We start from the raw sequence: 24,287 nt of genomic DNA on the forward strand, positions 1-24,287 counted from the left end.
CGACACCGACGGTTCATGAAAAACCGCTAAAATTCAAGACTTTCCCGTATTTTTTTCCGGCCTTGCCCGACCGCCGCCCCGGACCCTTGCGCCCGGCGACCGACGGCTTTTGATTTTTCCGGGCCCGCGCCTGGGAGCCCCTGATGCCCATCTACGCTTATAAGTGCAGCGCCTGCGGCCACGCCAAAGACGTCTTGCAGAAGATTTCCGATGCGCCGCTTTCGGTTTGCCCCGAATGCGGTGAAAGCACGTTTTCCAAGCAGGTGACCGCGGCTGGATTCCAGCTCAAGGGTTCCGGCTGGTACGTCACCGATTTCCGCGGTAACGGTTCTGGCGGCGCTGCGCCCGCCAGCACGGCCGCGTCGTCGGACAGCGCCGCGCCCGCCGCGGCGCCGGCGGCTTCGGCTCCTGCGGCAGCCCCCGCCACCCCCGCGCCGGCTGGCGGAACGTCCGCCACCTAGGCCTACGCGATGCGGATGCGCCTGATCAAAAAGTACTTCATCACTGGCCTGCTGATCTGGGTTCCCCTGGTCATCACGGTGTGGGTGCTGGGTTTGCTGGTCGCCACCCTGGAAGGGTTCGTGCCTGGCTTTCTGTCGTCCGAATCGCTGTTCGGCATCGACATCCCCGGCTTCCGCTTCGTCCTGGTCATCGTGGTGGTACTGTTGACGGGCGTCTTCGCGGCCAACCTGATCGGCCGTACGATGGTGGACCAGTGGGAAAACCTGCTGGGCCGCATCCCGCTCGTGCGCTCCATCTACAACTCGGTCAAGCAGGTCAGCGATACCGTGCTTGCCCCGAACGGACAGGCGTTTCGCCGCGCGGTGCTGGTGCAGTATCCGCGCGCGGGTTCCTGGACCATTGCTTTTGTCACCGGCACGCCCAGCGGTGAAGTGGCCAGCCTGATGCCAGGCGACCACATCAGCGTGTATGTGCCGACGACGCCGAACCCCACGTCCGGCTTCTTCCTGATGATGCCTCGCGCTGATGTGATTGATCTTCAGATGAGCGTGGACGCGGCTTTGAAGTACATCGTTTCCATGGGCGTGGTCGCCCCGGCCCAGGCGCTTGCGCCCGAGGACCGGCCGGCCCCGCTCTCTCCGGCGGCTGGCGCGCAAGACGCGCCGCGCGCCGATTCGTAACCCTTACGCTCAAACTAAGCACACAACGGAGTCATCCCGCATGCGTACCTGCTACACCGGCCAGGTTTGCCGTGACCATCTCGGCCAGACCGTCACCCTGTACGGCTGGGTGAACCGCCGCCGCGACCACGGCGGGGTCATCTTCATCGACTTGCGCGACCGCGCGGGCCTGGCTCAGATCGTGTTCGATCCGGACAATGCCGCCTTCGCCACCGCCGAGCGCCTGCGCAACGAATTCTGCGTCCGCGTCACCGGCCTGGTGCGCGAGCGTCCGGCTGGCACCGCCAACAGCGAACTGGCTTCGGGCGAAATCGAAGTGCTGTGCAAGGAAGTCGAAATCCTGAACGCGTCGGTCACGCCGCCGTTCCAGCTGGATGACGACAACCTGTCGGAAACGACCCGTCTGACGCACCGCGTGCTGGACCTGCGCCGCCCGCAGATGCAGCGCAACCTGATGCTGCGCTACCGCGTGTCGATCGAAACGCGCAAGTTCCTGGATCAGTTGGGCTTCATCGATATCGAAACCCCGATGCTGGCCAAGAGCACGCCCGAAGGCGCGCGCGACTATCTCGTGCCCTCGCGTGTGAACGCCGGCCACTTCTTCGCGCTGCCGCAATCGCCGCAGCTGTTCAAGCAGATGCTGATGGTGTCGGGCTTTGACCGCTACTACCAGATCACCAAGTGCTTCCGCGACGAAGACCTGCGCGCTGACCGTCAGCCCGAATTCACCCAGATCGACTGCGAAACCTCGTTCCTGAACGAATTCGAGATCCGTGAAATCTTTGAAAACCTGATCCGCCACGTGTTCAAGGTGGTGCAGGGCGTTGATCTGGCCCAGCCGTTCCCGATCATGCCGTGGACGGAAGCGATGCGCCGTTACGGTTCGGACAAGCCGGACCTGCGCGTGAAGCTCGAATTCACCGACATCACCGACGTGATGCGCGATGTGGACTTCAAGGTGTTTGCCGCCGCCGCCACGGCGCCCGGCAGCCGCGTGGTCGCCTTGCGCGTGCCGGGCGGTGCTGAAATGTCGCGTAGCGAAATCGACGGCTACACGCAATTCGTTGGCATCTACGGCGCCAAGGGCCTGGCCTACATCAAGGTCAACGAAGTGGCCAAGGGCCGCGACGGCCTGCAATCGCCCATCGTCAAGAACCTGCACGACGCTGCCCTGGCCGAACTGGTCAAGCGTACCGGCGCGCAAGACGGCGACATCATTTTCTTCGGCGCGGATCGCGAGAAGGTCGTCAACGACGCCATCGGCGCGCTGCGCGTGAAGATCGGCCACAGCGAATTCGGCAAGAAGACCGGCCTGTTCGAAGCCGGTTGGCAGCCGCTGTGGGTGGTTGACTTCCCGATGTTCGAATACGACGAGGAAGACGGCCGCTACACCGCCGCTCACCACCCGTTCACCAGCCCGAAGGATGGCCACGAAGACTTCCTGGAAACCGATCCCAGCAAGGCGTTCGCCAAGGCTTACGACATGGTGCTGAACGGTTGGGAAATCGGCGGTGGCTCGGTCCGTATTCACCGCGAAGAAGTGCAGAGCAAGGTGTTCCGCGCGCTGAAGATTGGCGCCGAGGAAGCGCAGGAAAAGTTCGGCTACCTGCTGGACGCGCTGCAATACGGCGCGCCTCCGCACGGCGGCATCGCTTTCGGCCTGGACCGCATCGTGACGATGATGACCGGCGCTGAATCGATTCGCGACGTGATCGCGTTCCCGAAGACGCAGCGCGCTCAGGATCTGCTGACGCAAGCGCCGTCGGAAGTCGACGAAAAGCAACTGCGCGAATTGCACATTCGGTTGCGTAACGTCGAGCCGAAATGAAGTAATCTGGCGTAGCGCCGCCGCTTGTCGCGGCGGTGCTCAGCCAGCCAATCCTCTCGGGGGGCACGCCAGAAGTTTGGCGTTTCCCCGATGTCGAAAGGCGCCATATCCTCTATGTCGCTTATCCGTGTCGTCAGCTACAACATTCACAAGGGCCGTTCGGCATTAGGCCGGCGCGACTCCTTGAATGAACTGCGCTTAGGTCTTTACGGCCTGCGCCCTGATCTTGTCTTCCTGCAGGAAGTTCAAGGCCGCAACGAGCAGAAATCCCTGCTCGACGCTCAACACGAATCGCTTGCCGCCGCCCTGCGGCTGGATGTGGCTTATGGCCGCAACGCCATCCGTCATGCGACGGACCACGGCAACGCGCTGCTGTCGCGCTATCCCATTCTTGACCACGAAAACCTGGACATCTCCGACCACCGGCTGGAGCAACGCGGCCTGCTGCATGCGCGCATCGAACTCGATGGCCGCGCGGTGCATTGCTTTGTCGTGCATCTGGGTCTGTTCGCCGGTAGCCGCACCCGCCAGGTGCTGGCGCTGACCGAGCGTATCCGGCGCATGGTGCCGGACGGCGAGCCCATTCTGATCGCAGGGGATTTCAACGATTGGAACGACCGCCTGGCGCCGCTGTTCGTGCAGCAGCTGGGCCTGTATGAAGTGTTTTCCCACGCCCCGCGCAGCCATGGCGGCGAACTGCCGCGCCTGCGCGATTCCGTCAAACGGCTAAGCAACGCGCTGCGCGGGCTGCCCAACGGCGGCTTGTCGGTGATGGAACGCACCAATCAGCTGGGCATGGAAGGCAGCTCGCGCCTGCTGCTGCCGCCGCCGCGCACGTTCCCTGCCGTGTTCCCGTGGTTTCGTCTGGACCGCATCTATCAGCGCGGCTTTGCCGTGCGCAGCGCGCGCGTGTTGCGCGGCCGGGAATGGGCGCGCTTGTCCGATCACTCTCCCTTGCTGGCCGAGCTGGAACTTCCGTGAAGGCCGAGCAGGTCAAGCTTGAATGGACGGACGGCAACAACATCCGCTTGTTGCAGAATGGGTCCGACTTTTTTCCCGCGCTGTGCGCGGCCATCGATGCCGCGCAAGTCAGCGTGCATCTGGAAACCTACATTTTCATGGTGGACCGCACCGGCTCGCAGGTGCTGGAATGCCTGACGGCGGCGGCGCGGCGTGGCGTGAAAGTGCGGGTGGTGCTGGACGGTTTCGGCAGCGCCATGAGCGTTGAGCATGTGCGCGCAATGCTGCTGGACGCAGGCGCCCAATGCCGCATCTTCCGGCCTGAGCCGCGCTGGTTCGCGCGCTTTATTCCGTCGCGCAGCCGGCTGCGACGGCTGCATCGCAAGGTCACGATTGTGGATGGACGCATCGCGTTCATCGGCGGCATCAACATCATCGACGACTACGATGACCTGGACCCCACGGACGGCATCTCCGCGCCGCGCTTTGATTTCGCGGTGCAGGTGGAAGGCCCGCTCGTCACCGAAGCAGCCTATGCGCAGGACTTGCTGTGGGTGCGCTTGAACTGGGCGCGGCTGCGGCGCCATCCGCGCGACTGGAGCCGCATGCGCTTGACCAAGCCGCATCATGCATACGTTGAACCTTGCGGCACATTGCGCGCCGCGCTGGTGCTGCGCGACAACCTGCGGTATCGGCAGACCTTTGAACGCGCGTATCTGTACGGCATCACGCAGGCGCGCCGCGACATCCTGATCGCCAACGCGTATTTCTTCCCGGGGCGTCAGTTCCGCCGCGCCCTGGCAAAAGCCGCGGCGCGCGGCGTGAAGGTGCGCTTGCTCTTGCAAGGCAAGGTCGAATACCGCATGCAATACCACGCCACGCGTTCGCTGTATGACCAGCTGCTGCGTGACGGTATCGAGATCTACGAGTACATGCCGAGCTATCTGCACGCCAAGGTGGCGGTGATTGATAACGTGGCGACGGTGGGCTCGTCCAACCTGGACCCCTTCAGCCTGCTGCTGGCGCGCGAGGCCAATGTGGTCGTGGACGACCAGCCCTTTGCGTGGGACTTGCAAGAGCGCCTGGAGACGGCCATCCGCGAAGGCGGCCGCTTCATCCGCCCGCTGGAATATCACCGCCGCGGATGGGTGCGGCGCTGGGTGGACGCGGTGTCGTACACGCTGCTGCGCATTGGCGTGGCGTTGACGGGGACGTCGGATAAGTACTAAGCGCGTCGGCGCTTGACCAGCCCCAGCGCCAAGGCGGTGCCCACCAGAATGATGGCGGCGCCGATCGCGATGGATGGCGTGATGCTTTCATCCAGGAACCACCCGCCCCATACAACACCGAAGATCGGCACCAGAAACGTGACGCTGACGGCCGCAGTGGGGCCGACGTTGGCGATCAGGCGGAAGAAGATGATGTACGCCGCACCGGTGCAGACGACGGCCAGCAAAATGGTCGAGATCCACGCCGCCATTGATGCCGGGGTGTCTGGCCAGGCCGAAATGGCCAGCGGCAGCAGCACCAGCGACGCCGCAATCATGCTGCCCGTGGCGCTGGCCAGGGCATCCACACCCGTCAGAAAACGCTTCGTCCAGTTTGCGGCGATGCCGTAGAAGACAGGCGCCGATACCGCCGCCAACACGGCGGGGCCAGTGCCACCGGCCTGGAAATTCAGCTTGTCCCACACCAGCACGATGATGCCCAGGAACCCGATCAACAACCCCAGCGACCGCATCCAGGGCAACCGGTCTTTCAGCCACAGCCATCCCACCACGGCGCCCCACACCGGCGTCACGGCATTGGCCACCGACAGGAAGCCCGCGCCCAGCGATTGGGCGGCGTAGGCATAGAGCAGGAACGGGATGGCGGCGTTCAGCGTGCCAACGACCAGCAGCGCCTTCCAGTGCCGCGCGATCACTGGCAGCTTGCCGCGCCACAAGGCGGCGGGCAGCAAGAACAGCGCGGCCAGACCCACGCGCAATTCGATCAGGGCGATGGGGCCGAACTCCTTGACGGCGACCCGCATGAACAGGAAGGAGCCGCCCCAGACCGCTGCCAGCAGCAGCAAGTCCAGCAAATTGCGTTGACGCATGATTGTCTCGATGACCCTTCGGCCGGTTTCTTATTCTTGGCGGTGGCTTATTTGCGGCTGGTGACGAGGTTCTTCATCTTGACCCGATGCGCCAGCAACGCACAGGTCAGCGACAGCACAATACATAGGCCGAGGCCGGTCCGCACTCCGTTTAGTACCGTGCTGTGCGAAATGATGATGCCCACTACCGCCGTACCCAGCGCGCTGCCGATGGCGCGGGTCGTCTGCACCAACGCGGACGCCACGCCCACGTCGCGGCGCTCGCTCAGCATCTGCATGAAGAGCGTCAGGTTGGGTAACAGGAAGCCCAACGCGCAGCCATTGACGAAGAAGGCGGCAAGAATCCACCAGGCCGATGTGCCGGGCGAAATCAGCAGCACCATCAGGCTGCCGCCCGCCAGCAACAGGCCGCCGAACATCATCAGGCGCTGCGGCTCGGTCTGCTTGGGAAACAGCCGGCCGTTGATGATGCTGCCCACGGAAATCGCCGCTACCAGGGGCGTCAGCAGCAGCCCGGCCTCGCTGGGGGTGTAACCCAGTACCTGCTGCAACAACAGCGGGCTGTAGAAGATCAGCACAAACATCACCGCGCCGACCATCATCGCCGACAGATTCAGCAGGCGGGAATCGCGTCCCGACAGCACGCGCAGCGGAAAGATGGGCGACTTCACCCGGCGTTCGGTAGGAATCAGGATGGCGATGGCGGCCACGCCAATCAAGGCCAGCATGCCGCCCAGCAGCGGGTGTGCATGTTCACCGCGGGCGAAGGCCAGCTCCAGCGCGGCCAGCGGCGCGCCCACGGCCAGCACCAGCAGAATGGCGCCCACCCAATCAATCTTGCGGCTGCCGTCATGCATGGGCCGGATGCGGGGAAAGTAGCGCGCCAGCAGAAAGAAGGCGCCGGCGGCTGCGATAGGCGAAATGAAGAATGCCGCGCGCCAGCCCAGCGCCTGCGTCGCCGCGCCGCCCAGCACCGGGCCGATGCCGCTGGCCATGGCAAATGCTGCCGACACCAGCGCCATCCATCGCACCCGCTGCTTGGCGTCGGGGAACAGGTCGGCAGGGGCCGCGAAAGCGGTCGCAATCATCATGCCGCCGCCAACCCCTTGCAGGGTGCGGAACACGATCAATTGGGTCATGGACTGCGCCAGTCCGCAGGCAATGGAACCGAGCGCGATGATCAACACGGACACGAGCATCAGCGGCTTGCGGCCGAACATGTCGCCCAGCCGGCCGAAGATCAGGATAGAGGCCGCGGTGGCCAGCAGATAGCCCGTACCGACCCAGGCATAGAGCGCCATGCCGTCCAGCGCCTCGGCCACGCGCGGAAGCGTAGTGCTGATGATGGTGGAGTCCAGCGCCGCCAGAACCACCGTGGCGGACACCCCCGCCATGGCCTTCAACAGGTCCCGTCGAGAGTGGGCGGGGTCAGTTGATGGCGGGGCTGGTGGCGGTGGCGGAGTCATCCGCCAAGGATATCACCAGCCCACTAGGGTTTTCACTTGTAAAACGAGTGGTATCCCCAGAACACTGCGATGACTAGAACCACTAGCGCCCATGACCAGCGGGAATTGGACAAGCCGCGAGGTTCGGGTTCGGGCGGTGGCGGCGGGGGAGCAAGGCGGGGCTGCACCGCCATGTGGTCGATGAAGGCCGCGAAGAATTTCTGGATGATCTTGTCGCCTGCTTTCAGCAGCAGGCCTTCGCCACACTCAGCCAGCTTGCCGCCGGCCATACCCGCTACCGTATAGGCGACGCGCGTGCCCTGGTCCTTCGTGCTGAGATTCACCTGGGCGGTGCCGATGGCCAGGCAGGCGGCGCGGCCCTTGCCTTCGAACACCAGTGTGCAACTGTCGGGGGCGTTGACGTCAGAGAGCAGAATTTCACCCTCGTAGTCGGTGTCGATCCCCGCGATGTTGGCCCGCAGGGTGACGGCGTATTCGGTCGGGCTGCGCATCGCAACTTCCACGCAGCCCGGAATGCATTTCTGCAAGACTCTCGGGTCGGTCAACGCATCCCATGTCTGGTGCTGCGTAGAAGGAATCCATTGGGCATCGGCAATGCGCATGGCTGTCTCCTTAGAAGAGTTATGTGGTCATTCTCTTCCCAAACCGCGCTTTTGGCTACCGGCGTACCGGTAGCCACGCTTCAGCGTCCCTGCGTCAATACGGAAATCCAGTGTTGCGTCGACAGGTCGTGCGACGCGTCGCTCGATTGTCCGTGCAGCTCCTGCAGAATCCCGCTGGCCATTTTCTTGCCAGCCTCGACGCCCCACTGGTCAAAGGGGTTGATGCCCCAGATCAGTGCCTGCACAAAGATCTTGTGTTCGTAGAGCGCCAGCAGCGCACCCAGCGCGAACGGCGTCAGCCTGGGCAGCACGATCAGCGTCGACGGCCGGCCGCCTTCATGCTTGCGATGGCGCGACAGCCATTCGGCCTTGTCCGCAGCCATGCCTTGGGCCTGCATGCCGGCGCGGTCCGTGTCGGCGGACGTGCCTTGCAACAGCGTCTGGCGCTGGGCCAGGCAGTTGGCCAGCAGCATGGCGTGCTGTTCGGTCCACTGGTGATCCGCTTCGCGGCACATGATGAAATCGACCGCTGCGCCGTCCGTGCCTTGGTGCAGCCACTGAAAGAAGGTGTGCTGGCCGTCGGTGCCCGGCATGCCCCACACGGACGGACCGGTGGGCACGCCTACGGGGTTGCCCGCCATGTCCACCGATTTACCCAGAGACTCCATGTCCAGCTGTTGCAGGTAAGGCGCCAGGTATTGCAGGCGAGCGTCGTACGCGGCAATGCTGAGCGAGCCATAGCCCAGCACGCTGCGATTGGCCACGCCGGCAAGCGCGAGCTGCGCCGGGGCGTTTTCGGTGATCGGCGTTTGGGCGAAGTGCGCATCCATGGCGGCGGCGCCGGCGCGGATGCCCTCAATGACGTCAATGCCCACCGTCATGGCGACGGGCAGGCCCACGGCCGACCACAACGAGTAGCGGCCGCCAACCCAATCCCAGAATTCAAAAATCTGGGCGGCGGGTACGCCAAGCGCACGGGCTGCGTCCGGACGGGCGGTAATCGCAACCACCTGTTCGTAGGGGCTATCGACGCCGGCCTGCTTCAGCCAGTCAATGGCGCGCCGCAGGTTGGCGAGTGTTTCGGTGGTGGTGAAGGACTTGGACGTCACCACAATCAGGGTGTCCTTGGCATCCAGCCCCAGGATGGCGTCTTCCAGTGCGTGCCCATCAATATTGGCGACAAATTTCAGCACCCGGCGCGCGCCGTTGCCGCTGCAGGCATCGGTAGCCAGCCGCACGCCCCAGTCGCTGCCGCCAATCCCAATGTGGATGATCGCCTTCCATTTGCCGTCGGCATCCGCTTGTTGCACGAACTCGCTTACCCGCTGGTGTTCGCGCGCAACGGCGTCGATTGGCTCCGGGGCGCGCAGCATGGTGTGCCAGGCGGCGCGATCTTCCGTTTTGTTGACGTGCTCTCCGTCCAGCAGCGCCTTTCGCGCCTGGTCAAAACCTCGGGCGCGCAGCAGCGCGGCGCCGGCCTCGCGGGCGGCGGGCGAGGTGACTTGGGCGCTCAGGTCAATGGTGAGCCCAGCGGCCTGCACGAGACGGAGCTCGTCGGTACAGAACGCGGCGTTCTCGACAGCGAGACTGAACGCCTGCCATTCCGGAAGTTGCAGCAGGTTGGCGTGGTCAGCGGGTTCTAAAGGCAGCATATTTTGTGAATACGTCTTAATACTGAATAGGGGGCGTCCTGTTCGGCCCGTATGGCGGGGCGATGGAATTTCACGCCTTTCTGCAAAACCGGGAGTTTAGCTGTTCATTTCCTCCTGATGGAGGCCCTTTTTATTTTGCAAGCCACGTTTCCATTCTTTTGCAAACCTGTCCATATTGTTTTCATGCCTTGTCTACGTCTGACGCTACAATCCCGCCCATTCCCCCATCCGGCGCGTGTTTTCCATGTTGTACGTTCTCGTAGCGTTTCTGGTTTCGCTCATCTCCACCTTGCTGATCGTTCGCTACCGCTCTTGGCATGATGGCCTGACGGCTGATCACGATTTGGATGGAGTGCAAAAGTATCATTCCGCGCCGGTACCGCGCATTGGCGGGCTGTCTTTATTGATTGCCAGCGCCGTAACCTGCGCACTGGTTGCGGTACGCGAACCCGACGTGCTGCCCAATATGGTGTTGCTGTTGGCCGCTTCCATGCCAGCTTTCCTGGGCGGATTCGCGGAAGACCTGACCAAGCAAGTACGAGTGCTCGTCAGGCTGGGCTTGGCGATTTTGTCGGGTGCGGCTGCGTATTATTTGTTGGATGCCGCGGTGACGCGTGTCGACATTATCGGGATTGATTGGCTGTTGCAATTTGGCGTGGTGTCGTTGATCTTCACGTCTGTGGCGATCGGCGGCGCGGCCAATGCCATCAATATTATCGACGGGTATAACGGTTTGGCTGCGGTCGTGTCCGCCATGATATTGGCTGGGTTTGCGTATGTGTCCTTTTATCTGGGCGACCGCTTCCTGCTGATCGTTGCGCTAAGCACTCTCGGTGCGGTCATCGGATTTCTGGTTTGGAATTATCCGCACGGGCATATATTCCTGGGTGACGGGGGCGCGTATTTTCTGGGCTTTATCATCGGCGAATTGTCGGTGCTGATGTTGGCCCGGCACCCTGAAGTGTCGGCCTGGTTTCCGTTGTTGCTCTGTATCTACCCAGTATTCGAAACGCTCTTTTCCATTTACCGGAAAAAATGGCTACGCGGTCGCTCCCCGGGGGCCCCGGACGGGGTGCACTTGCATATGCTGATCTATAAGCGCCTGGTGCGCTGGGCCATTGGCTCGCGTGAAATGCGGCATCAGACGCAACGTAATTCCATGACCTCGCCCTATCTTTGGCTGCTGTCGTCATTGGCGGTTATTCCCGCGGTGCTGTTTTGGCAGCAACCCTATCTGCTGATGTTTTTCACAGCAGTATTTTCGACAACGTATATCGTGCTGTATCGCCGTTTGGTGCTGTTCCGCATGCCAAAATGGATGATTGTGAAAAAGAAGAAGAAGCGCCAATGACCCATCCGGGCGCGTCGCTGTAATGGGCAATGTTGTTGTACAGTGCGGGCTGCGTTGAACAGCGCTTGCCACCATCGGGTTGAGGGCGGCGCCAAGCACGAATCCTGACTCATGCCCACACGAATTCTCATTGTTCGCACGTCCTCTTTGGGCGACCTCGTCCACATGCTCCCGGCAATCACCGATATTGCCCGGCATGTGCCTGACGCACAGATCGACTGGGTCGTCGAAGAAGCGTTTGCCGAGATCCCCTCGTGGCACCCGGCTGTCAATGAAATCATCAAAGTCGCGCATCGCCGCTGGCGCAAGTCGTGGTGGTCTTCGCAGGTGCGCGCCGAACGCAAGGCGTTGAAAGAACGCCTGCGCTCTACCCAATACGACATCGTCCTGGACATGCAGGCGCTGCTGAAGTCTGCGTGGCTCGTGCGCCAGGCGCGCGGGGTGCGCCATGGGCTGGACTGGCGGTCGGCGCGAGAGCCGCTCGCCTCGTTGTTCTACAACGTGCGCCATCGCGTGGAATTCTGGCAGCCCGCCGTGATCCGTCAGCGCAAGCTGGCGGGGCTGACCTTTGGCTATCAGCATGCCGGCTTGCCGGATTTCGGTTTGCAGAACTTCGTGCGCCAGGCAGCGCAACCGGCCGAGCCCGTCATCGAAGTCGGCAGCGCCGGCTTGAACGCCACCGAGCTGCCGCGCCTGCATCATCTGGACAACGACCGCGGTTACGCGGTGATCATGCCGTCGGCCAGCCGTGACGACAAACTCTGGCCCGAAGAAGATTGGCGCGCGGTGTTCCGCCGTTTGCGCGAGGCCGGATGCACGCTGAAGCTTCTGGCGGGTAACGAATCCGAAGCCGAACGCGCCAGCCTGCTGGTGGCCGGCATGGACGGGGCGGAAGTGATGCCTCGCATGGACTTGACGGATGTGGCGCGCCTGCTTGCCGGCTCGCGCCTGATGGTGGGCCTGGACAGTGGCCTGACGCACTTGTCGGCCGCGTTGGGCCGACCGACCATCGGCATTTACCGCGCCTCCACGCCAGTCCGCACGCCGCTTGTCGGCTCGAACTACACCGCCAGCCTGGGCGACCGAGGCGCTTCGCCATCGCGCGAAGCGGTCATGGCCTCTGTCGAGCAGGCTCTGGCCGCCCAGTGATATGAACCGCGGCGTCTATACGCTGGCTCTTCGGGCGTTGGCGCCGCTGCTCTGGTTATGGATGGCGCGCCGGGCCAAGCGCGCGGGCGGTCAGTGGGGCGTGTTCTCACGTGAACGTTTCGGCCACCCGGTTGAATCACCACCTTCGGCTTCCGGTTCAGTTCCGGCTGCGGCTTCTGTCTCCGCCTCGGCTCCGGCTCCGGCTCCGGCTCCAACTTCGGCTTCCGTTTCCGTTTCCGCTTCGGCTTCCGCTTCCGCTTCGGCCTCAGCTTCAAGTTCAGCTTCGGTCGGTTTCGCATCCGCTTCTGCCACCATCTCCGCCCATTTCCCTTGGTCAGCCCCCGTCTGGGTGCACGCCGTCAGCCTGGGCGAAACGCGTGCCGCACAGCCGCTGCTGCAAGCCTTGCTTGACCGTGGCCTGCCCGTGCTCTTGACCCATATGACCGCCACGGGCCGTGCCGAGGGCCAGCGTTTGTTCGCCGACGCCATCGGCCTGGGGCAGTTGCGTCAGGCTTGGCTGCCTTATGACTTTCCCGGTGCGACCCGCCGTTTCATGCAAGGCTATCAGCCGCGCTGCGGCTTGCTCATCGAACGCGAGATCTGGCCGAACCTGTTGGCCGCCGCCCGCCGCGCACAAGTTCCCATGGCGCTGGTCAGCGCCCGCTATTCCGCGTCGTCATTGCGGCAGGCGGGGCGCATGGGCAGCGTGATGCGCGAAGCGCTGGCCGGGCTGGATCGGGTGTTGGCGCAGACCGCCGAAGACGCGGCGCGGCTGAAGCAGGCGGGCGCGCCCGAGCCCATCGTCACCGGAAACCTGAAATTCGACTTGGTGTTGCCCGCGGCGCAGGTCCAGGCGGGTAAGGCATGGCGCACCCATCTGGACCGCCAGGTGATCGCGATCGCCAGCACGCGCGAGGGCGAGGACGCGCTCTTCATCGAGGCCATTAAACGCCGTAGCGGCCAGCCGGGCGCCCCGCTGTTCGTGCTGATTCCGCGCCACCCGCAACGTTTTGACGAGGCGGCTCAACAGCTGAGCGACGCGCAATTGCCGTTTGTCCGGCGTAGCAGCGGCAGCGAACCCGAGGCGCAAACGTCGGTGCTGCTTGGCGACACGCTGGGGGAGATGGCCTTCTACTACGCGGCGTCAGACGTGGCCATCGTGGCAGGCAGCTTTGCGCCGCTGGGCGGCCAGAATCTGATCGAAGCGTGTGCGGCGGGAGTGCCCGTCATCGTGGGGCCGCACACGTTTAATTTCCTGCAAGCGGCCGAAGACGCGATTGCGGCGGGCGCAGCGTTGCGGGAACCCGATCCAGCGCAGGCCGTGGATGCTGCGCTGGCCTGGTCGCGGGATGAGGTCAGTCGCGAACGCGCGAGCCGGGCGGCGCGTGCGTGGTTTGAATTGCATGCCGGTGCGACCCGTCGGACGATGGACGCGCTGGCTCCCTGGTTAGGCTGATCACCGTGCCAGTCGTGCGGGATGGGCTGCTCAAGACGGCAAGGGCAAGGGGCCGCAAGCGCGGCGCCCGGGCTCTCGGCTAAGGCCCCGCCCGCGGCACCAGCTTCACCGCATCCGGATTCAGTTCCTGACTGAACCGCCGCGTATCCCGGCCTTCATCTTCCGGGCGCACGCCGATCCAGCCTTGGCCCAGGGCCAGCACCCATAAATTTGCCAGCAGGATCAGGATGAAGAGCACTCGCATGGCGGGCCTTGCTCAGGGGTTGGCGTCCAGGGTGGCGCGCGCGACGGCGGCCAGGCCGTCCAGGACGGGGTGATCCAGGTAGACCGGCACGGGCGCGGCGCCGAATGCGCCGCCGGCGTCTGCCAGCAAGCGTTCAATTTCCTGGTGCACTTCGGGCCATCCGCCGCCCGCCGCATAGATCTGCGGCGTTTGGCCGTAGCGTTGGCGGCCGGCCAGCCATTGGCGCACCACTGCGCCCGCCTGGGCCGCGGCAATGCCCGAGGCAATGGCCTCGTGCGTGTCGACGGGGTAGGCCACGACCTGGCCGTTGGCGATCGGCAGGTTGGCGGTGCCGTGGGCCAGCGCGTTGCGCATCATCGCGGGGCCGGGCAGGATCAGGCCGCCCGCGAACACGTTGTCGGGGCCGACGGTGTCGATGGTGGTCGCGGTGCCGAAACTGGCCAGGACGAAGGGCGGGTGCGCGCCGGGCAGGCGCGACAGCACGCCCAGCAGCGAGGCCCAGCGGTCGGCGCCCAGTTGCGTCGGCACGCGGTAGCTGTTGACCAGCCCCAGCGTTGTCGCCTGCGACGGCGACCAGGTGACGGCGCAACCATGTTTTTGCAGAATGGCGGCGATGGCCGTGCCACGGGCTTCGCCCGCCACGTTCACGCCTAGCGCGCGCAAGGGGCGGCGCGGCAGGGCGGTCAGCCAGCCATCCAGCGCATCCAGATCCAGTCCGTCGAAGGCGACTGCCGCCGGTTCGCGCGGCATGTCGGGGTTGCTGGCGTCCAGCCAACCCACCTTGAGACGGCTGTTGCCGGAGTCGATAAGAATAATCATGCTTGGCGTCGAATCGAAATTTCACCGACCGAGATCGGTGTGGCGCCCTCGGGCGTTTGCACCAGCAGGCGGCCTTGTTCGTCCACGCCACAGGCGGGGCCGCTCAGTAGGATATCGCCTTTTTCCAGCACGTTGACCAGGCGGCCCGCCAGCGCGTCCACCTGATCAAAGCGGTGTCGGAATGCGGCGAACCCCTCGCGTTCCAGTGTTTGAACGGCGTCATGCCAGGCGGTGGCGCTGGCGCAGATCAAGTCGGCAGCGGTGGTTTGGCGGTCGGATAGCGCTTGCACCTGCTGCCAGTCAGCCACGTCGCGGCCCAGCGAGCGGGACAGCTCGGCGGCGTCGGTCAGGTTCACGCCCATGCCGATGACGACGGTATAGCCGGCCTCGCGGCCGCCGGGGTTGCGGGTCGTCTCGACCAGCACGCCCGCCAGCTTGGCGTCGTGCCATTGCACGTCGTTGGGCCATTTCATGCACAGGCCCGCCGCTTGCGGGCCGGCGACGGCGCGCAGCGCCTCGCAGGCGGCCACGCCCGCCAAGGGCGACAGCGCGGGCAGTTGCACGGCGGGCAGATGCACGTCAAACGCGCACGAAAACATCAACGTCGACCCCTCTCTGTTCTGCCAGGGGCGGCCGGCGCGTCCGCGGCCGGTTTCTTGAAGATGGGTGCCCAGCAGCCAGGGTTTGCCGGCCGTGGCGCCCGAGCGGGCACGGGCCAGCAGGTCGGCGTTGGTCGAGCCGGTGCTGCGGGTCCAGGCGATGTCTTGGAAGGCAGGCAGGCGGGAACCTAGCTCCCGGGCCAGGGTTTCCGGCGCGGGCAGGTCGATAGGGCGGACGTGATCGGGCATGGCGGCGATTGTAGGGCACGCGGCCAGACCTCGCGGTCTTTCGGCCCTCAAGCGTTTATCATTGGCGATACATTTTGCATCGGTGTCCCGCCTTCATGCCGCATTCCGCTTCACGCGCGTCCGCCGCCGCCCCGTTCCGTCAGGACGGGAACGTCTGCCATGTGGCGGGCGACTGGAGCGTTCTGGCCCTGGCCGAGGCCGGCGAAGTCGAACGCCGCCGCACGGCGATGGCCCGCGCTGCCCAGGATGGCGCGCGCTGGGACTTGCACGGCATCAGCCGGCTGGACACCATCGGCGCCTTGCTGATCTGGCAAGCCTGGGGCGAAAAGCTGCCCGAGCGCGTGCGTTGGTCGGCCGGCCAGCAAGACGTGTTCAACGCGCTGGCCCTGAACAAGGGCGAGATGCAGGCGGCCCCGCCGAAGCCAGAAACCTTGGGCTGGGTCCGCGCGTTGGGCGGCGCCATCTTGCAGGCCGCCGAAAACGGGCGCGCGCTGCTCATCATGCTGGGCCAGCTGATTCTGGACTTTGCCGGCATGCTGCGCCGGCCGCGTCTGGGGCCGTGGCGCGAGATTTCCGCGCAGGTGTACCGCACCGGCGCGCAGGCGCTAGGCATCACGGCGCTGGTGGGCTTTCTGATTGGCGTGGTGCTGTCTTATCTTTCCGCGCAGCAACTACAGATGATTGGCGCTGACCGCTTCATCGTGCGGCTGCTGGGCGTGTCCATCGTGCGCGAATTGGGCCCGGTTCTGGCCGCCATCCTGGTGGCGGGGCGGTCCGGCTCGGCCATCACTGCGCAGATCGGCGTGATGCGGGTCACGCAGGAATTGGACGCCATGCTCGTCATGGGCATTTCGCATGGGCAACGGCTGATTCTGCCGCGCGTGGTGGCGCTTGCCGTCACCATGCCGCTGCTGGTGTTGTGGACGGACGCCATGGCCATCCTGGGCGGCATGCTGGCCGCGCAGATGCAGCTGGGCGTGTCCGCGCAATGGTTCCTGACGTCGCTGCCCGACGCCATTTCACTGACCAATTACTGGATCGGCATCCTGAAGGGCGTGACCTTCGGCATCCTGATTGCGCTGATCGCGTGCCACTTCGGCTTGCGCATTCAGCCCAATACCGAAAGCCTGGGGCGCGGCACCACCACGTCGGTCGTGACCTCGATTACCGGCGTGATCCTGCTGGACGCGCTGTACGCCATCATCTTCAGCTCGGTGGGCATTTGATGAGCAACGCCGCCCAGAACCGCCTGTTTAACGAAGATAGCGTCACGGTTGAACCCGTGATTTCGGTGCGTGGACTGCGCACGGCGTTCGGCGACCACGTGGTTCACGACAATCTGGACCTGACCGTCTTCCCCGGAGAAATCCTGGTGCTAGTGGGCGGATCGGGCACGGGCAAGACGGTGCTGCTGCGCCAGATCATCGGCCTGGACCGGCCCGCGGCCGGCATGGTGAAGGTGCTGGGGCATTCGCTGTTTGACCTGTCGCCCAGTGAACGCCGGCGCCTGTCGTACCGCTGGGGCATGCTGTTTCAGGCGGGGGCGCTGTTCTCGGCGCTGTCGGTGTTCGACAATGTGGCCTTGCCGCTGCGCGAATTGCGCACGGTGCCTGAAGATTTGGTGTGCGACGTTGTCATGTGCCGGTTGGCCATGGTGGGGCTGACGGCGAAAGATGCCGACAAGCGGCCGTCGGACTTGTCTGGCGGCATGGTCAAGCGTGTGGCGCTGGCGCGCGCGCTGTCGCTGGACCCGGAACTGGTGTTTCTGGACGAGCCCACGGCCGGTCTGGACCCGCTGCGCTCGGATGAATTTGTGGACCTGGTGCGCAGCCTGCACCGGCAGTTGGGATTTACCGTCGTCATGGTGACGCACGATCTGGACACGCTGCTAGCGTTGGCCACGCGTGTTGCCGTGCTGGCGGACAAGCGGGTGATCGTGTGCGACACGGTGCCGGAAGTATTGAAGGTCGACCACCCGTTCATTCACACATTCTTCCTGGGCGAACGCGGTTTGCGCGCGCTTGGGGATCTGGCGCCGAAGGGATTGCATCATGGAAAACCGTAGTCATGCGCTCATGGCCGGTATCTTCACGCTGGTCTTGCTGGCCGCCGCCGCGTTGGTGGCCGTCTGGATCGGACGGGACCGGACCAAGCTGCAACCGTACGAAATCATCTCGGCCACGGCGGTCAGCGGGCTGAACCCGCAGTCGGCCGTGCGCTATCAAGGCGTGCCCGTTGGCAAGGTGCAGTCGCTGGCGCTGAACCCCGACAAGCCGGGCCAGGTGCGCATCCGCATCGGCGTGGCGCCCAATACGCCGATCACCGAATCGACGTGGGCGGAACTTGGCGTGCAGGGCGTGACCGGCATGGCCAACGTGGAACTGCGCGATGATGGCTCGTCGCTCAAGCGGCTGGCGTCGTCGGCCGAGCACCCGGCCGCCATTCCGCTGCGCCCGGGCTTTCTGGACCGTATTGAGCAGCGCGGCGGCAAGCTGATATCTAACGTGGAAGAAGCCACCGAACAACTGCGCCGCGTGTTGAGCGAGCAAAACGTGCAGGCGCTGACGGCCACTCTGCAAAACGCGACTGACATCTCGCAGTCGCTGCGCGAGGCCAGCCGCAATCTGGGGCCCACGCTGGCCAAGCTTGGGCCTTTGGTGGATTCGCTGGGCAGCACGTCGCGCCAGGCCGATCGCGCCGCGCGCGAAATCGCTGACCTGGCGCAGCAGTCGCGGCAAGCGCTGGCGCGGTTGAATGCGCCTGATGGCCCCTTGTCGGTGGCCACGCGCAGCTTGAACGACATCGCGCTGGCCGCGGCCCGGCTCGATGGCGAGACCCTGCCCGCCGTCACCAACATGGCCGCCAACGTCAGCGCAGCCGCGCGCGGCGCCACCAACACCCTGCGCCGTGTGGACAGCACGCCGCAATCGTTCTTGTTCGGCCCGGCGCCCGTTGCGCCCGGACCCGGCGAAGCCGGATTTGCCGGTTTCGGGAGACAGCCCAAATGAAGATGCGCCGCGCCGTACTGATCTTGACCCTGACAATGACCTCGGCCCTGGCGGGCTGCAGCATTGGCCGCGTCAACGCGCCGCCCTCGGTGTTCGACCTGGGGTTGGACGCCAAGCCCGTGCCTGCGTTGCCCGCACGCGCGCCGATCGCCATGAGCCTGCAAGCCGCGCCCGCTCTGTCTGACACCAGCATGATCTGGCGCGTGGGCGACAGCGCCGCGCCCAAGGCGTACGCGACGGTCCGCTGGGCCTCGTCGCCGACGGAGCTGGTGCGCCAGCGCATCACCGACCGTCTGTCGCGCCAGGGGCCGGTACTGGCTGATCGCGTCAACCTTCAGATGCCGCAGTTGCAGCTGTCGTTGATGCAGTTCGAACAGGGGTTTGCCGAAGACGGCCAGTCCAGCGAAGGCCGCGTCGTGTTGCAGGCGGTGCTGCTCAACGGCCGTGCGGTTGTTGACCAGAAGCGCATCCAGGTGCAGGCGCCCGCGCCCACGCAAGACGCGGCCGGCGGCGTTGCAGCGCTGCGGCAAGCCACGGATGAGGCCGCCGATCAGCTGGCGCAATGGCTGGCCGGGGTGGTGCAAGGCGCACCGGAATCCACATCTCGACGCGGATTCGGCCCCCGGCCCGGGCCTTCATACGAGCCGGCGTTCGATATTCCCAACAAATCCTCCGCCGCCCCGCGGTCCGCCAATTAATTTCGATTTCCTTTTTTGCACGTTGAGTCCTGCCATGTCCTCCGCTCGTACTGATACCCACGCCTTTACCGGGGCCGCCGGCCGCATTGATTGCGCTGTCGACTGGCCTGCCGGCACACCGCGAGGCTGGGCCCTGGTCTTGCATCCGCATCCGTTGCAAGGCGGCGCGCGCGAAAACAAGGTCGTCACGACGCTGTCGCGCGCTTGCGTGCAGCATGGCCTGGTGGCGGTTCGCCCCAACTTTCGTGGCGTCGGCCAGTCGGAAGGCGAGTTCGATAAATCGGTAGGCGAAACGCAGGACATGCTGGCGGTTGTCGCGCAAATGCGCGAGCAGCATCCGGAACTGGCCGCGGCCCCGTGGGTGCTGGCGGGCTTTTCGTTCGGTACCGCGGTCGCAGCGCAAACCTATGCGGCGCTGGCAGAGGCGGGCGATGCCGTGTTGCCGTCCGCGCTGATGCTGATGGGTCCGGCGGTGAACCGTTTCCAGTCGCACGAGGTGCAGGTTCCTGACGATACGCTGATGGTGCACGGCGAAGAAGACGAAGTCGTGCCGCTGTCCGAAGCCATGGACTGGGCGCGTCCGCGTTCGATTCCGGTGGTGGTGGTGCCGGGCGCATCCCACTTTTTCCACGGCAAGCTGCTGGTGCTGCGCCAGCTGGTGCAAGCCCGCCTGAAGGTCGCGCTGGACTGAACCCGCGTTGCGGCCAGGCCGCAGGTTGCATCAGGTTGCATGATTTAAATGCGGCAGGAACCCCCGGCGGGCCGGGGCGGTCCAATGGCCTGCCTATAATTGTCAGCCATTAGCCCCGCGCCGGCGGGCGTCTTTCCTGGACCCACGTTGCCGATGAAGAATTTGCCTTACTCCGCTCAATCCCCCGCTGTGTTTGCCCGCCGCCTGTTGTCTGGCGCGGTGCTGTCAGCGATGCTCGCGGCTTCCATGCCGGTCTGGGCGCAAACGGCGCCCGCAGCCGCTCCGGCCGCCGCAGGCGCCACGGCGCCCGCGCCGACGGCCTCGGGGGCGGTGCCGGTGGGTGATGTGTCGGCGGTGCCGGCGCCCACCATTGCAGCCAAGGCGTGGATCGTCATCGACGTGAACAGCGGTCAGACGCTGGCCGCGTCCAACCCCGACATGAAGGTTGAGCCGGCCTCGCTGACCAAGATCATGACGGCCTATGTCGTATTCAACGCGCTGGAAGAAAAGCGCCTGACGCTGGAGCAGACCGTTCCGGTGTCCGAACACGCCTGGCGCACGGGTGGCTCGCGCATGTTCATCGAACCGCGCAAGCCCGTCACGGTGGACGAGCTCAACCAGGGCATGATCGTGCAATCGGGTAACGACGCGTCCGTGGCGTTGGCCGAAGCCGTCGGCGGCAGCGAATCCGCCTTCGCCTCGCTGATGAACCAGGAAGCCGAACGTCTGGGGATGAAGAACACGCACTTCATGAACGCGACCGGCCTGCCAGACCCGCAGCACATGACGTCCACGCGCGATCTGGCCACGCTGTCGTCGCACCTGATCACCGATCACCCGGACTTCTTCCACTACTACAAGCAGAAGAGCTACACGTACAACAAGATCACGCAGCCCAACCGCAACCGCTTGCTGTGGGCTGACCCGTCCGTTGACGGCATGAAGACGGGTCACACCGATTCGGCCGGCTACTGCCTGGTGTCGACCGCCGTGCGCGGCGACCGCCGCATCCTGGTCGTTGTTGTGGGCACCGACAGCGAAGCCACGCGCGCCGAAGAAAGCCTGAAGCTCTTGAACTGGAGCTTCCAGAACTTCGACACCGTGAAGCTGTTCGACAAGAGCCAGCCGGGTATCGACGCACGCGTCTGGGAAGGCACTGCTGAAAACGTCAAGCTGGGTCCGCCGAAGCCGGTGTCGATTGCGGTGCCGCGTGGCAAGGCTGGCGACTTGAAGCCGGTGGCGCAGCGCACTGACCCGCTGATCGCGCCGCTGGCCAAGGGCCAGCAAGTGGGCACGCTGCAATTCACGCTGGATGGCAAGGTGCTGCGCACTGAACCGCTGGTGGTGCAAGACGCCGTCGAACGCGCCGGCTTCTTCGGCCGCATGGTCGACACCGTCAAGCGCTGGTTCCAGTAAGCGGAGCGCGCCACGCGCGCCGCCGCAGGTGTAAGCTAGCAACGGGCGTTTCGTGCGCGAAACGCCCGTTTTCCATTCTGGGGCGGACCGGGCGGTTCGTCCCTTACTTTTGAAAATTCAGGAGTGCCTCATGATTCCGGGCGTACCGGGCGAAAGCCAGGTGTATCTCAATGGTGAGTTCCTGCGTGTAGACGAGGCCAAAGTATCCGTCCTCGACCGCGGCTTCATTTTCGGCGATGGCATTTACGAAGTCGTGCCCGTGTACCAAGGCAATGCGTTCCGCATGGCCGAACACTTGAACCGCCTGGACCGCAGCCTGGCCGCGTTGCGGATCGCGCAGCCGTTTGACCGCGAGGGCTGGATCAACCTGATCGAGCAGTTGCTGGCCCGCACGAATCTCGACACCTGCATCGTGTACCTGCAAGTGACGCGTGGCGTGGCCAAACGCGACCACCAGTTCCCGGCGACGCCGGTCACGCCCACCGTGTTCGGCATGATTTCGGCATGGTCGCCGCCCTCTGCCGAGCAGCGCACGCAAGGTCTTGCCGCCATCAGCATTCCCGATGAACGCTGGCTGCACTGCGAGATCAAATCCGTGTCGCTGCTGGGCAATGTGCTGGCCAAGCAGCAGGCGGTGGATGCCGATGCCGACGAAGTCGTGCAGTTCCGCGATGGCTATCTGACCGAAGGTTCGTCGACCAATATCTGGGTCGTGTCCGGTGGCAAGCTGCTGGCGCCGCCCAAGAACAACCTGATCCTGGAAGGCATCCGCTACGGCTTGATGGGCGAGCTGGCCGCCGAGGCCGGCATCCCGTTCGAGGCGCGCCGCATCACGCAGGCAGAGGTGGAATCCGCCGACGAGCTGATGCTGTCGTCAGCCACCAAGGAAGTGCTGGCGATTGTTTCGCTGGACGGCAAACCCGTCGGTTCCGGCAAGCCCGGCCCTGTTTTTCAGCAATTGCGAGCGGGTTATGATGCCCGGATTGCGGCGCTGTAACCCCTCAGCAACCGATAAGCGACGCTGCCAAGGCGACGCCGTTGTTCGAGTCACCGGGCGGCTGGTATCACCGCCGCCCGTCGTTCCGGCGGCACTTGCCTGAGCGCAGCTTGCCCCCATATAAGAACGTTCAGGGGCAACCACTTCCCTAGGTAAATCTCATGCATATTCCGCCCGAAGAATCGCTTATTGAATATCCCAGCGACTTTCCCATCAAGGTCATGGGCAAGCAGCATCCCGAGTTTGCGCAGACGCTGACTGACGTCGTGCTGCAATTCGACCCCGGCTTTGACGCCGCGACCGTCGAGATGCGCCCCAGCAAGGGTGGCAACTACATGGGCCTGACGTTCATCGTGCGCGCCACCTCGCGCGAGCAGCTGGACAACCTGTACAAGGCCCTGCACGGTCATCCGATGGTGTCCATCGTTCTGTAATCGGAATTGCCGTGATCAAGTGGCTCGCTCGGCCGGCGGACTACCTGCCGGTCTGGCAGGACATGCAGGCTTACACCAACCAGCGTGGCGCCGATACGCCTGATGAAATCTGGCTGTGCGAGCACGCGCCGGTCTATACGCTGGGCCAGGCTGGCTTGCCGCAGCATGTGCTCAACCCCGGCAATATTCCCATCGTTCATTGCGACCGCGGCGGCCAGGTGACGTATCACGGCCCCGGGCAAGTGATGGCGTACGCGCTGTTCGACCTGCGCCGCGTGGATATGTATGTGAAGGAATACGTCACGCTGCTGGAGGACGCGGTCATCGACACCTTGACCCAGCATGGCGTGGCGGGTGCTTGCCGCAAGCCCGGCGCGCCGGGCGTGTATGTGCCGGACCCTGCCGTGGATTGCCCGTCGAACGCCGCGTTGGACCCCACTTCGGACCCCGCCTCGAATCCTCACCGTGGCGAGCTGGCGAAAATCGCCGCGCTGGGCATCAAGATCCGCAACGGCCGCGCCTATCACGGCGTGTCGCTGAACGTGCAGATGGATCTGACGCCTTTTCTGGGCATCAACCCCTGTGGTTACGAAGGGCTGCGCACCGTCGATATGGCGGCCTGTGGCGTCACGCGCACGCCCACCGACGTGGGCGATGCGCTGGCCCGGAATCTGGCGGATGCCTGGCGCCGCAGAGGGAATCAACATGAAAACGTATAGCGCGGTGGACGTCGCCGCGACCTCGCCCGAACAGCTGGCCCGCTTGCGCGAGGGGCCGGCTGAAGACTACGCCGCCTGGATACATGCTGCGGCCGAGCTCGGGCTGGTCGAGGCGCAAACCATTTATGGCCAGATGCTGCTCGACGGCGTGGGCGTTGACCGCCAGCCCGCGGAAGGCCTGGCGTGGTTCAAGCGCGCCGCCAATAAAGACCACGCGATGGCCATCAACATGGTGGGCCGTTGTTATGAAAACGGCTGGGGCGTGCCCGCCGACGATACCGTCGCCGCCTACTGGTTCCGCTTGGCCGCCGACCGCGGCCTGGACTGGGGCATGTACAACTACGCGCACATGCTGCGCAGCGGCCGGGGCGGCGTCACGCAGAACAAGGCCGCCGCGCTGGCGCTGTACCAGCAGGCCGCGCAGATGGGCCACGTGAAGTCCATTGGCGTGGTCGGACGCTTCTACGAAGCGGGCGACGTGGTCGAGCAAGACATGCAACGCGCGTTCGACTGCTACCAGCGCTGTGCCGAAGGCGGCGACTTCCGCGGCATGTTCCATCTGGGGCGGCTGTTGCTGCTGCGCGGCAAGAAGGAAGAAGCCGTGCAGTGGCTGGTTCGAGTCCCGGAAACGTCAACGCCGGCGTTTTTGAACGAGGCGAATAGGATGCTGCAGGATTGCGGCTTTCCGGCCTTGTATGAGGTGTGAGGG

25 protein-coding genes are annotated in these 24,287 nt (G+C 64.7%); 18 read left to right on the forward strand and 7 right to left on the reverse strand.

Annotated features, from left to right (window positions below; genetic code table 11):
* The first annotated feature begins 143 nt into the window (after positions 1-143).
* The 5 genes from AC1DB0_RS19590 (at position 144) to clsB (ending at position 5,159) form a co-directional block, all read left to right on the forward strand.
* Positions 144-461 (forward strand): FmdB family zinc ribbon protein, encoded by a 318-nt coding sequence (locus AC1DB0_RS19590; protein WP_054420801.1) that lies wholly within the window; start codon positions 144-146, stop codon positions 459-461.
* Between the two features lie 15 nt (positions 462-476).
* Positions 477-1,142 (forward strand): DUF502 domain-containing protein, encoded by a 666-nt coding sequence (locus AC1DB0_RS19595; RefSeq protein ID WP_054420800.1) that lies wholly within the window; start codon positions 477-479, stop codon positions 1,140-1,142.
* 40 nt (positions 1,143-1,182) lie between these two features.
* Positions 1,183-2,970 (forward strand): aspartate--tRNA ligase, encoded by a 1,788-nt coding sequence (gene aspS, locus AC1DB0_RS19600; protein WP_054420799.1) that lies wholly within the window; start codon positions 1,183-1,185, stop codon positions 2,968-2,970.
* Between the two features lie 114 nt (positions 2,971-3,084).
* The gene (locus AC1DB0_RS19605) at positions 3,085-3,951 is read left to right on the forward strand and encodes an endonuclease/exonuclease/phosphatase family protein (protein WP_054420798.1); all 867 of its coding nucleotides are present in this window, start codon (positions 3,085-3,087) and stop codon (positions 3,949-3,951) included.
* Positions 3,948-5,159, forward strand: coding sequence for a cardiolipin synthase ClsB (clsB, locus tag AC1DB0_RS19610; protein WP_054420797.1), 1,212 nt, complete (start codon positions 3,948-3,950; stop codon positions 5,157-5,159). Before AC1DB0_RS19605 ends, clsB begins: the two co-directional genes overlap by 4 nt.
* Here clsB and AC1DB0_RS19615 read toward each other — a convergent pair.
* The 4 genes from AC1DB0_RS19615 to pgi form a co-directional block, all read right to left on the reverse strand.
* Entirely contained in the window at positions 5,156-6,028 is an 873-nt protein-coding gene (locus AC1DB0_RS19615) for a DMT family transporter (protein ID WP_447982814.1), read from the reverse strand. The genes clsB and AC1DB0_RS19615 overlap by 4 nt on opposite strands.
* 47 nt (positions 6,029-6,075) lie before the next feature.
* On the reverse strand, positions 6,076-7,422 hold the full coding sequence (locus tag AC1DB0_RS19620; RefSeq protein ID WP_476757596.1) for an MFS transporter: 1,347 nt from the start codon (positions 7,420-7,422) through the stop codon (positions 6,076-6,078).
* Between the two features lie 104 nt (positions 7,423-7,526).
* On the reverse strand, positions 7,527-8,096 hold the full coding sequence (locus tag AC1DB0_RS19625) for an SRPBCC family protein (RefSeq protein WP_054420794.1): 570 nt from the start codon (positions 8,094-8,096) through the stop codon (positions 7,527-7,529).
* 80 nt (positions 8,097-8,176) lie between these two features.
* The gene (gene pgi, locus AC1DB0_RS19630; protein ID WP_476757471.1) at positions 8,177-9,748 is read right to left on the reverse strand and encodes a glucose-6-phosphate isomerase; all 1,572 of its coding nucleotides are present in this window, start codon (positions 9,746-9,748) and stop codon (positions 8,177-8,179) included.
* Between the two features lie 244 nt (positions 9,749-9,992).
* On the opposite strand from pgi, the gene AC1DB0_RS19635 reads away from it, so the two are divergent.
* The 3 genes from AC1DB0_RS19635 (at position 9,993) to AC1DB0_RS19645 (ending at position 13,704) form a co-directional block, all read left to right on the forward strand.
* On the forward strand, positions 9,993-11,099 hold the full coding sequence (locus AC1DB0_RS19635) for a glycosyltransferase family 4 protein (RefSeq protein WP_476757472.1): 1,107 nt from the start codon (positions 9,993-9,995) through the stop codon (positions 11,097-11,099).
* A gap of 111 nt (positions 11,100-11,210) precedes the next feature.
* Positions 11,211-12,248, forward strand: a complete 1,038-nt coding sequence (gene waaC / locus AC1DB0_RS19640; RefSeq protein ID WP_391565113.1) for a lipopolysaccharide heptosyltransferase I — start codon at positions 11,211-11,213, stop codon at positions 12,246-12,248.
* A 1-nt stretch (position 12,249) separates the two neighbouring features.
* On the forward strand, positions 12,250-13,704 hold the full coding sequence (locus tag AC1DB0_RS19645) for a 3-deoxy-D-manno-octulosonic acid transferase (protein WP_476757473.1): 1,455 nt from the start codon (positions 12,250-12,252) through the stop codon (positions 13,702-13,704).
* 79 nt (positions 13,705-13,783) lie between these two features.
* On the opposite strand, the gene AC1DB0_RS19650 is transcribed toward AC1DB0_RS19645, so the two are convergent.
* The 3 genes from AC1DB0_RS19650 to AC1DB0_RS19660 are packed head-to-tail and all read right to left on the reverse strand — an operon-like array spanning position 13,784 to position 15,615.
* Positions 13,784-13,948: a hypothetical protein gene (locus AC1DB0_RS19650; RefSeq protein ID WP_181953165.1), complete on the reverse strand. Its 165-nt coding sequence runs from the start codon at positions 13,946-13,948 to the stop codon at positions 13,784-13,786.
* Between the two features lie 12 nt (positions 13,949-13,960).
* Positions 13,961-14,767: a type III pantothenate kinase gene (locus AC1DB0_RS19655; protein WP_054420775.1), complete on the reverse strand. Its 807-nt coding sequence runs from the start codon at positions 14,765-14,767 to the stop codon at positions 13,961-13,963.
* Complete coding sequence (locus AC1DB0_RS19660) at positions 14,764-15,615, reverse strand: biotin--[acetyl-CoA-carboxylase] ligase (protein WP_054420774.1); 852 nt, start codon at positions 15,613-15,615, stop codon at positions 14,764-14,766. The genes AC1DB0_RS19655 and AC1DB0_RS19660 overlap by 4 nt, the downstream gene beginning before the upstream one ends.
* 95 nt (positions 15,616-15,710) lie before the next feature.
* Here AC1DB0_RS19660 and AC1DB0_RS19665 point away from each other — a divergent pair, with 95 nt between their 5' ends.
* The 10 genes from AC1DB0_RS19665 (at position 15,711) to AC1DB0_RS19710 (ending at position 24,284) form a co-directional block, all read left to right on the forward strand.
* Positions 15,711-16,841, forward strand: coding sequence for an MlaE family ABC transporter permease (locus AC1DB0_RS19665; RefSeq protein ID WP_346552599.1), 1,131 nt, complete (start codon positions 15,711-15,713; stop codon positions 16,839-16,841).
* Positions 16,841-17,680, forward strand: coding sequence for an ABC transporter ATP-binding protein (locus AC1DB0_RS19670; protein ID WP_054420772.1), 840 nt, complete (start codon positions 16,841-16,843; stop codon positions 17,678-17,680). The genes AC1DB0_RS19665 and AC1DB0_RS19670 overlap by 1 nt, the downstream gene beginning before the upstream one ends.
* Positions 17,667-18,623, forward strand: coding sequence for an MlaD family protein (locus AC1DB0_RS19675; RefSeq protein WP_054420771.1), 957 nt, complete (start codon positions 17,667-17,669; stop codon positions 18,621-18,623). Before AC1DB0_RS19670 ends, AC1DB0_RS19675 begins: the two co-directional genes overlap by 14 nt.
* Positions 18,620-19,321, forward strand: coding sequence for an ABC-type transport auxiliary lipoprotein family protein (locus tag AC1DB0_RS19680; RefSeq protein WP_476757474.1), 702 nt, complete (start codon positions 18,620-18,622; stop codon positions 19,319-19,321). The genes AC1DB0_RS19675 and AC1DB0_RS19680 overlap by 4 nt, the downstream gene beginning before the upstream one ends.
* A gap of 34 nt (positions 19,322-19,355) precedes the next feature.
* Positions 19,356-20,012, forward strand: a complete 657-nt coding sequence (locus AC1DB0_RS19685) for an alpha/beta hydrolase (RefSeq protein ID WP_476757475.1) — start codon at positions 19,356-19,358, stop codon at positions 20,010-20,012.
* A 153-nt stretch (positions 20,013-20,165) separates the two neighbouring features.
* Entirely contained in the window at positions 20,166-21,428 is a 1,263-nt protein-coding gene (locus AC1DB0_RS19690; protein WP_156336314.1) for a D-alanyl-D-alanine carboxypeptidase family protein, read from the forward strand.
* A 130-nt stretch (positions 21,429-21,558) separates the two neighbouring features.
* Positions 21,559-22,425 (forward strand): D-amino acid aminotransferase, encoded by an 867-nt coding sequence (locus AC1DB0_RS19695; protein WP_054420768.1) that lies wholly within the window; start codon positions 21,559-21,561, stop codon positions 22,423-22,425.
* 161 nt (positions 22,426-22,586) lie between these two features.
* Positions 22,587-22,859 (forward strand): YbeD family protein, encoded by a 273-nt coding sequence (locus AC1DB0_RS19700; RefSeq protein WP_006216435.1) that lies wholly within the window; start codon positions 22,587-22,589, stop codon positions 22,857-22,859.
* An 11-nt stretch (positions 22,860-22,870) separates the two neighbouring features.
* Positions 22,871-23,578, forward strand: coding sequence for a lipoyl(octanoyl) transferase LipB (gene lipB / locus AC1DB0_RS19705; protein WP_476757476.1), 708 nt, complete (start codon positions 22,871-22,873; stop codon positions 23,576-23,578).
* Positions 23,565-24,284, forward strand: a complete 720-nt coding sequence (locus AC1DB0_RS19710; RefSeq protein WP_476757477.1) for a tetratricopeptide repeat protein — start codon at positions 23,565-23,567, stop codon at positions 24,282-24,284. The genes lipB and AC1DB0_RS19710 overlap by 14 nt, the downstream gene beginning before the upstream one ends.
* Positions 24,285-24,287: the final 3 nt, after the last annotated feature.

The sequence above is a fragment of the Achromobacter sp. 10T422 genome, assembly GCF_056394065.1.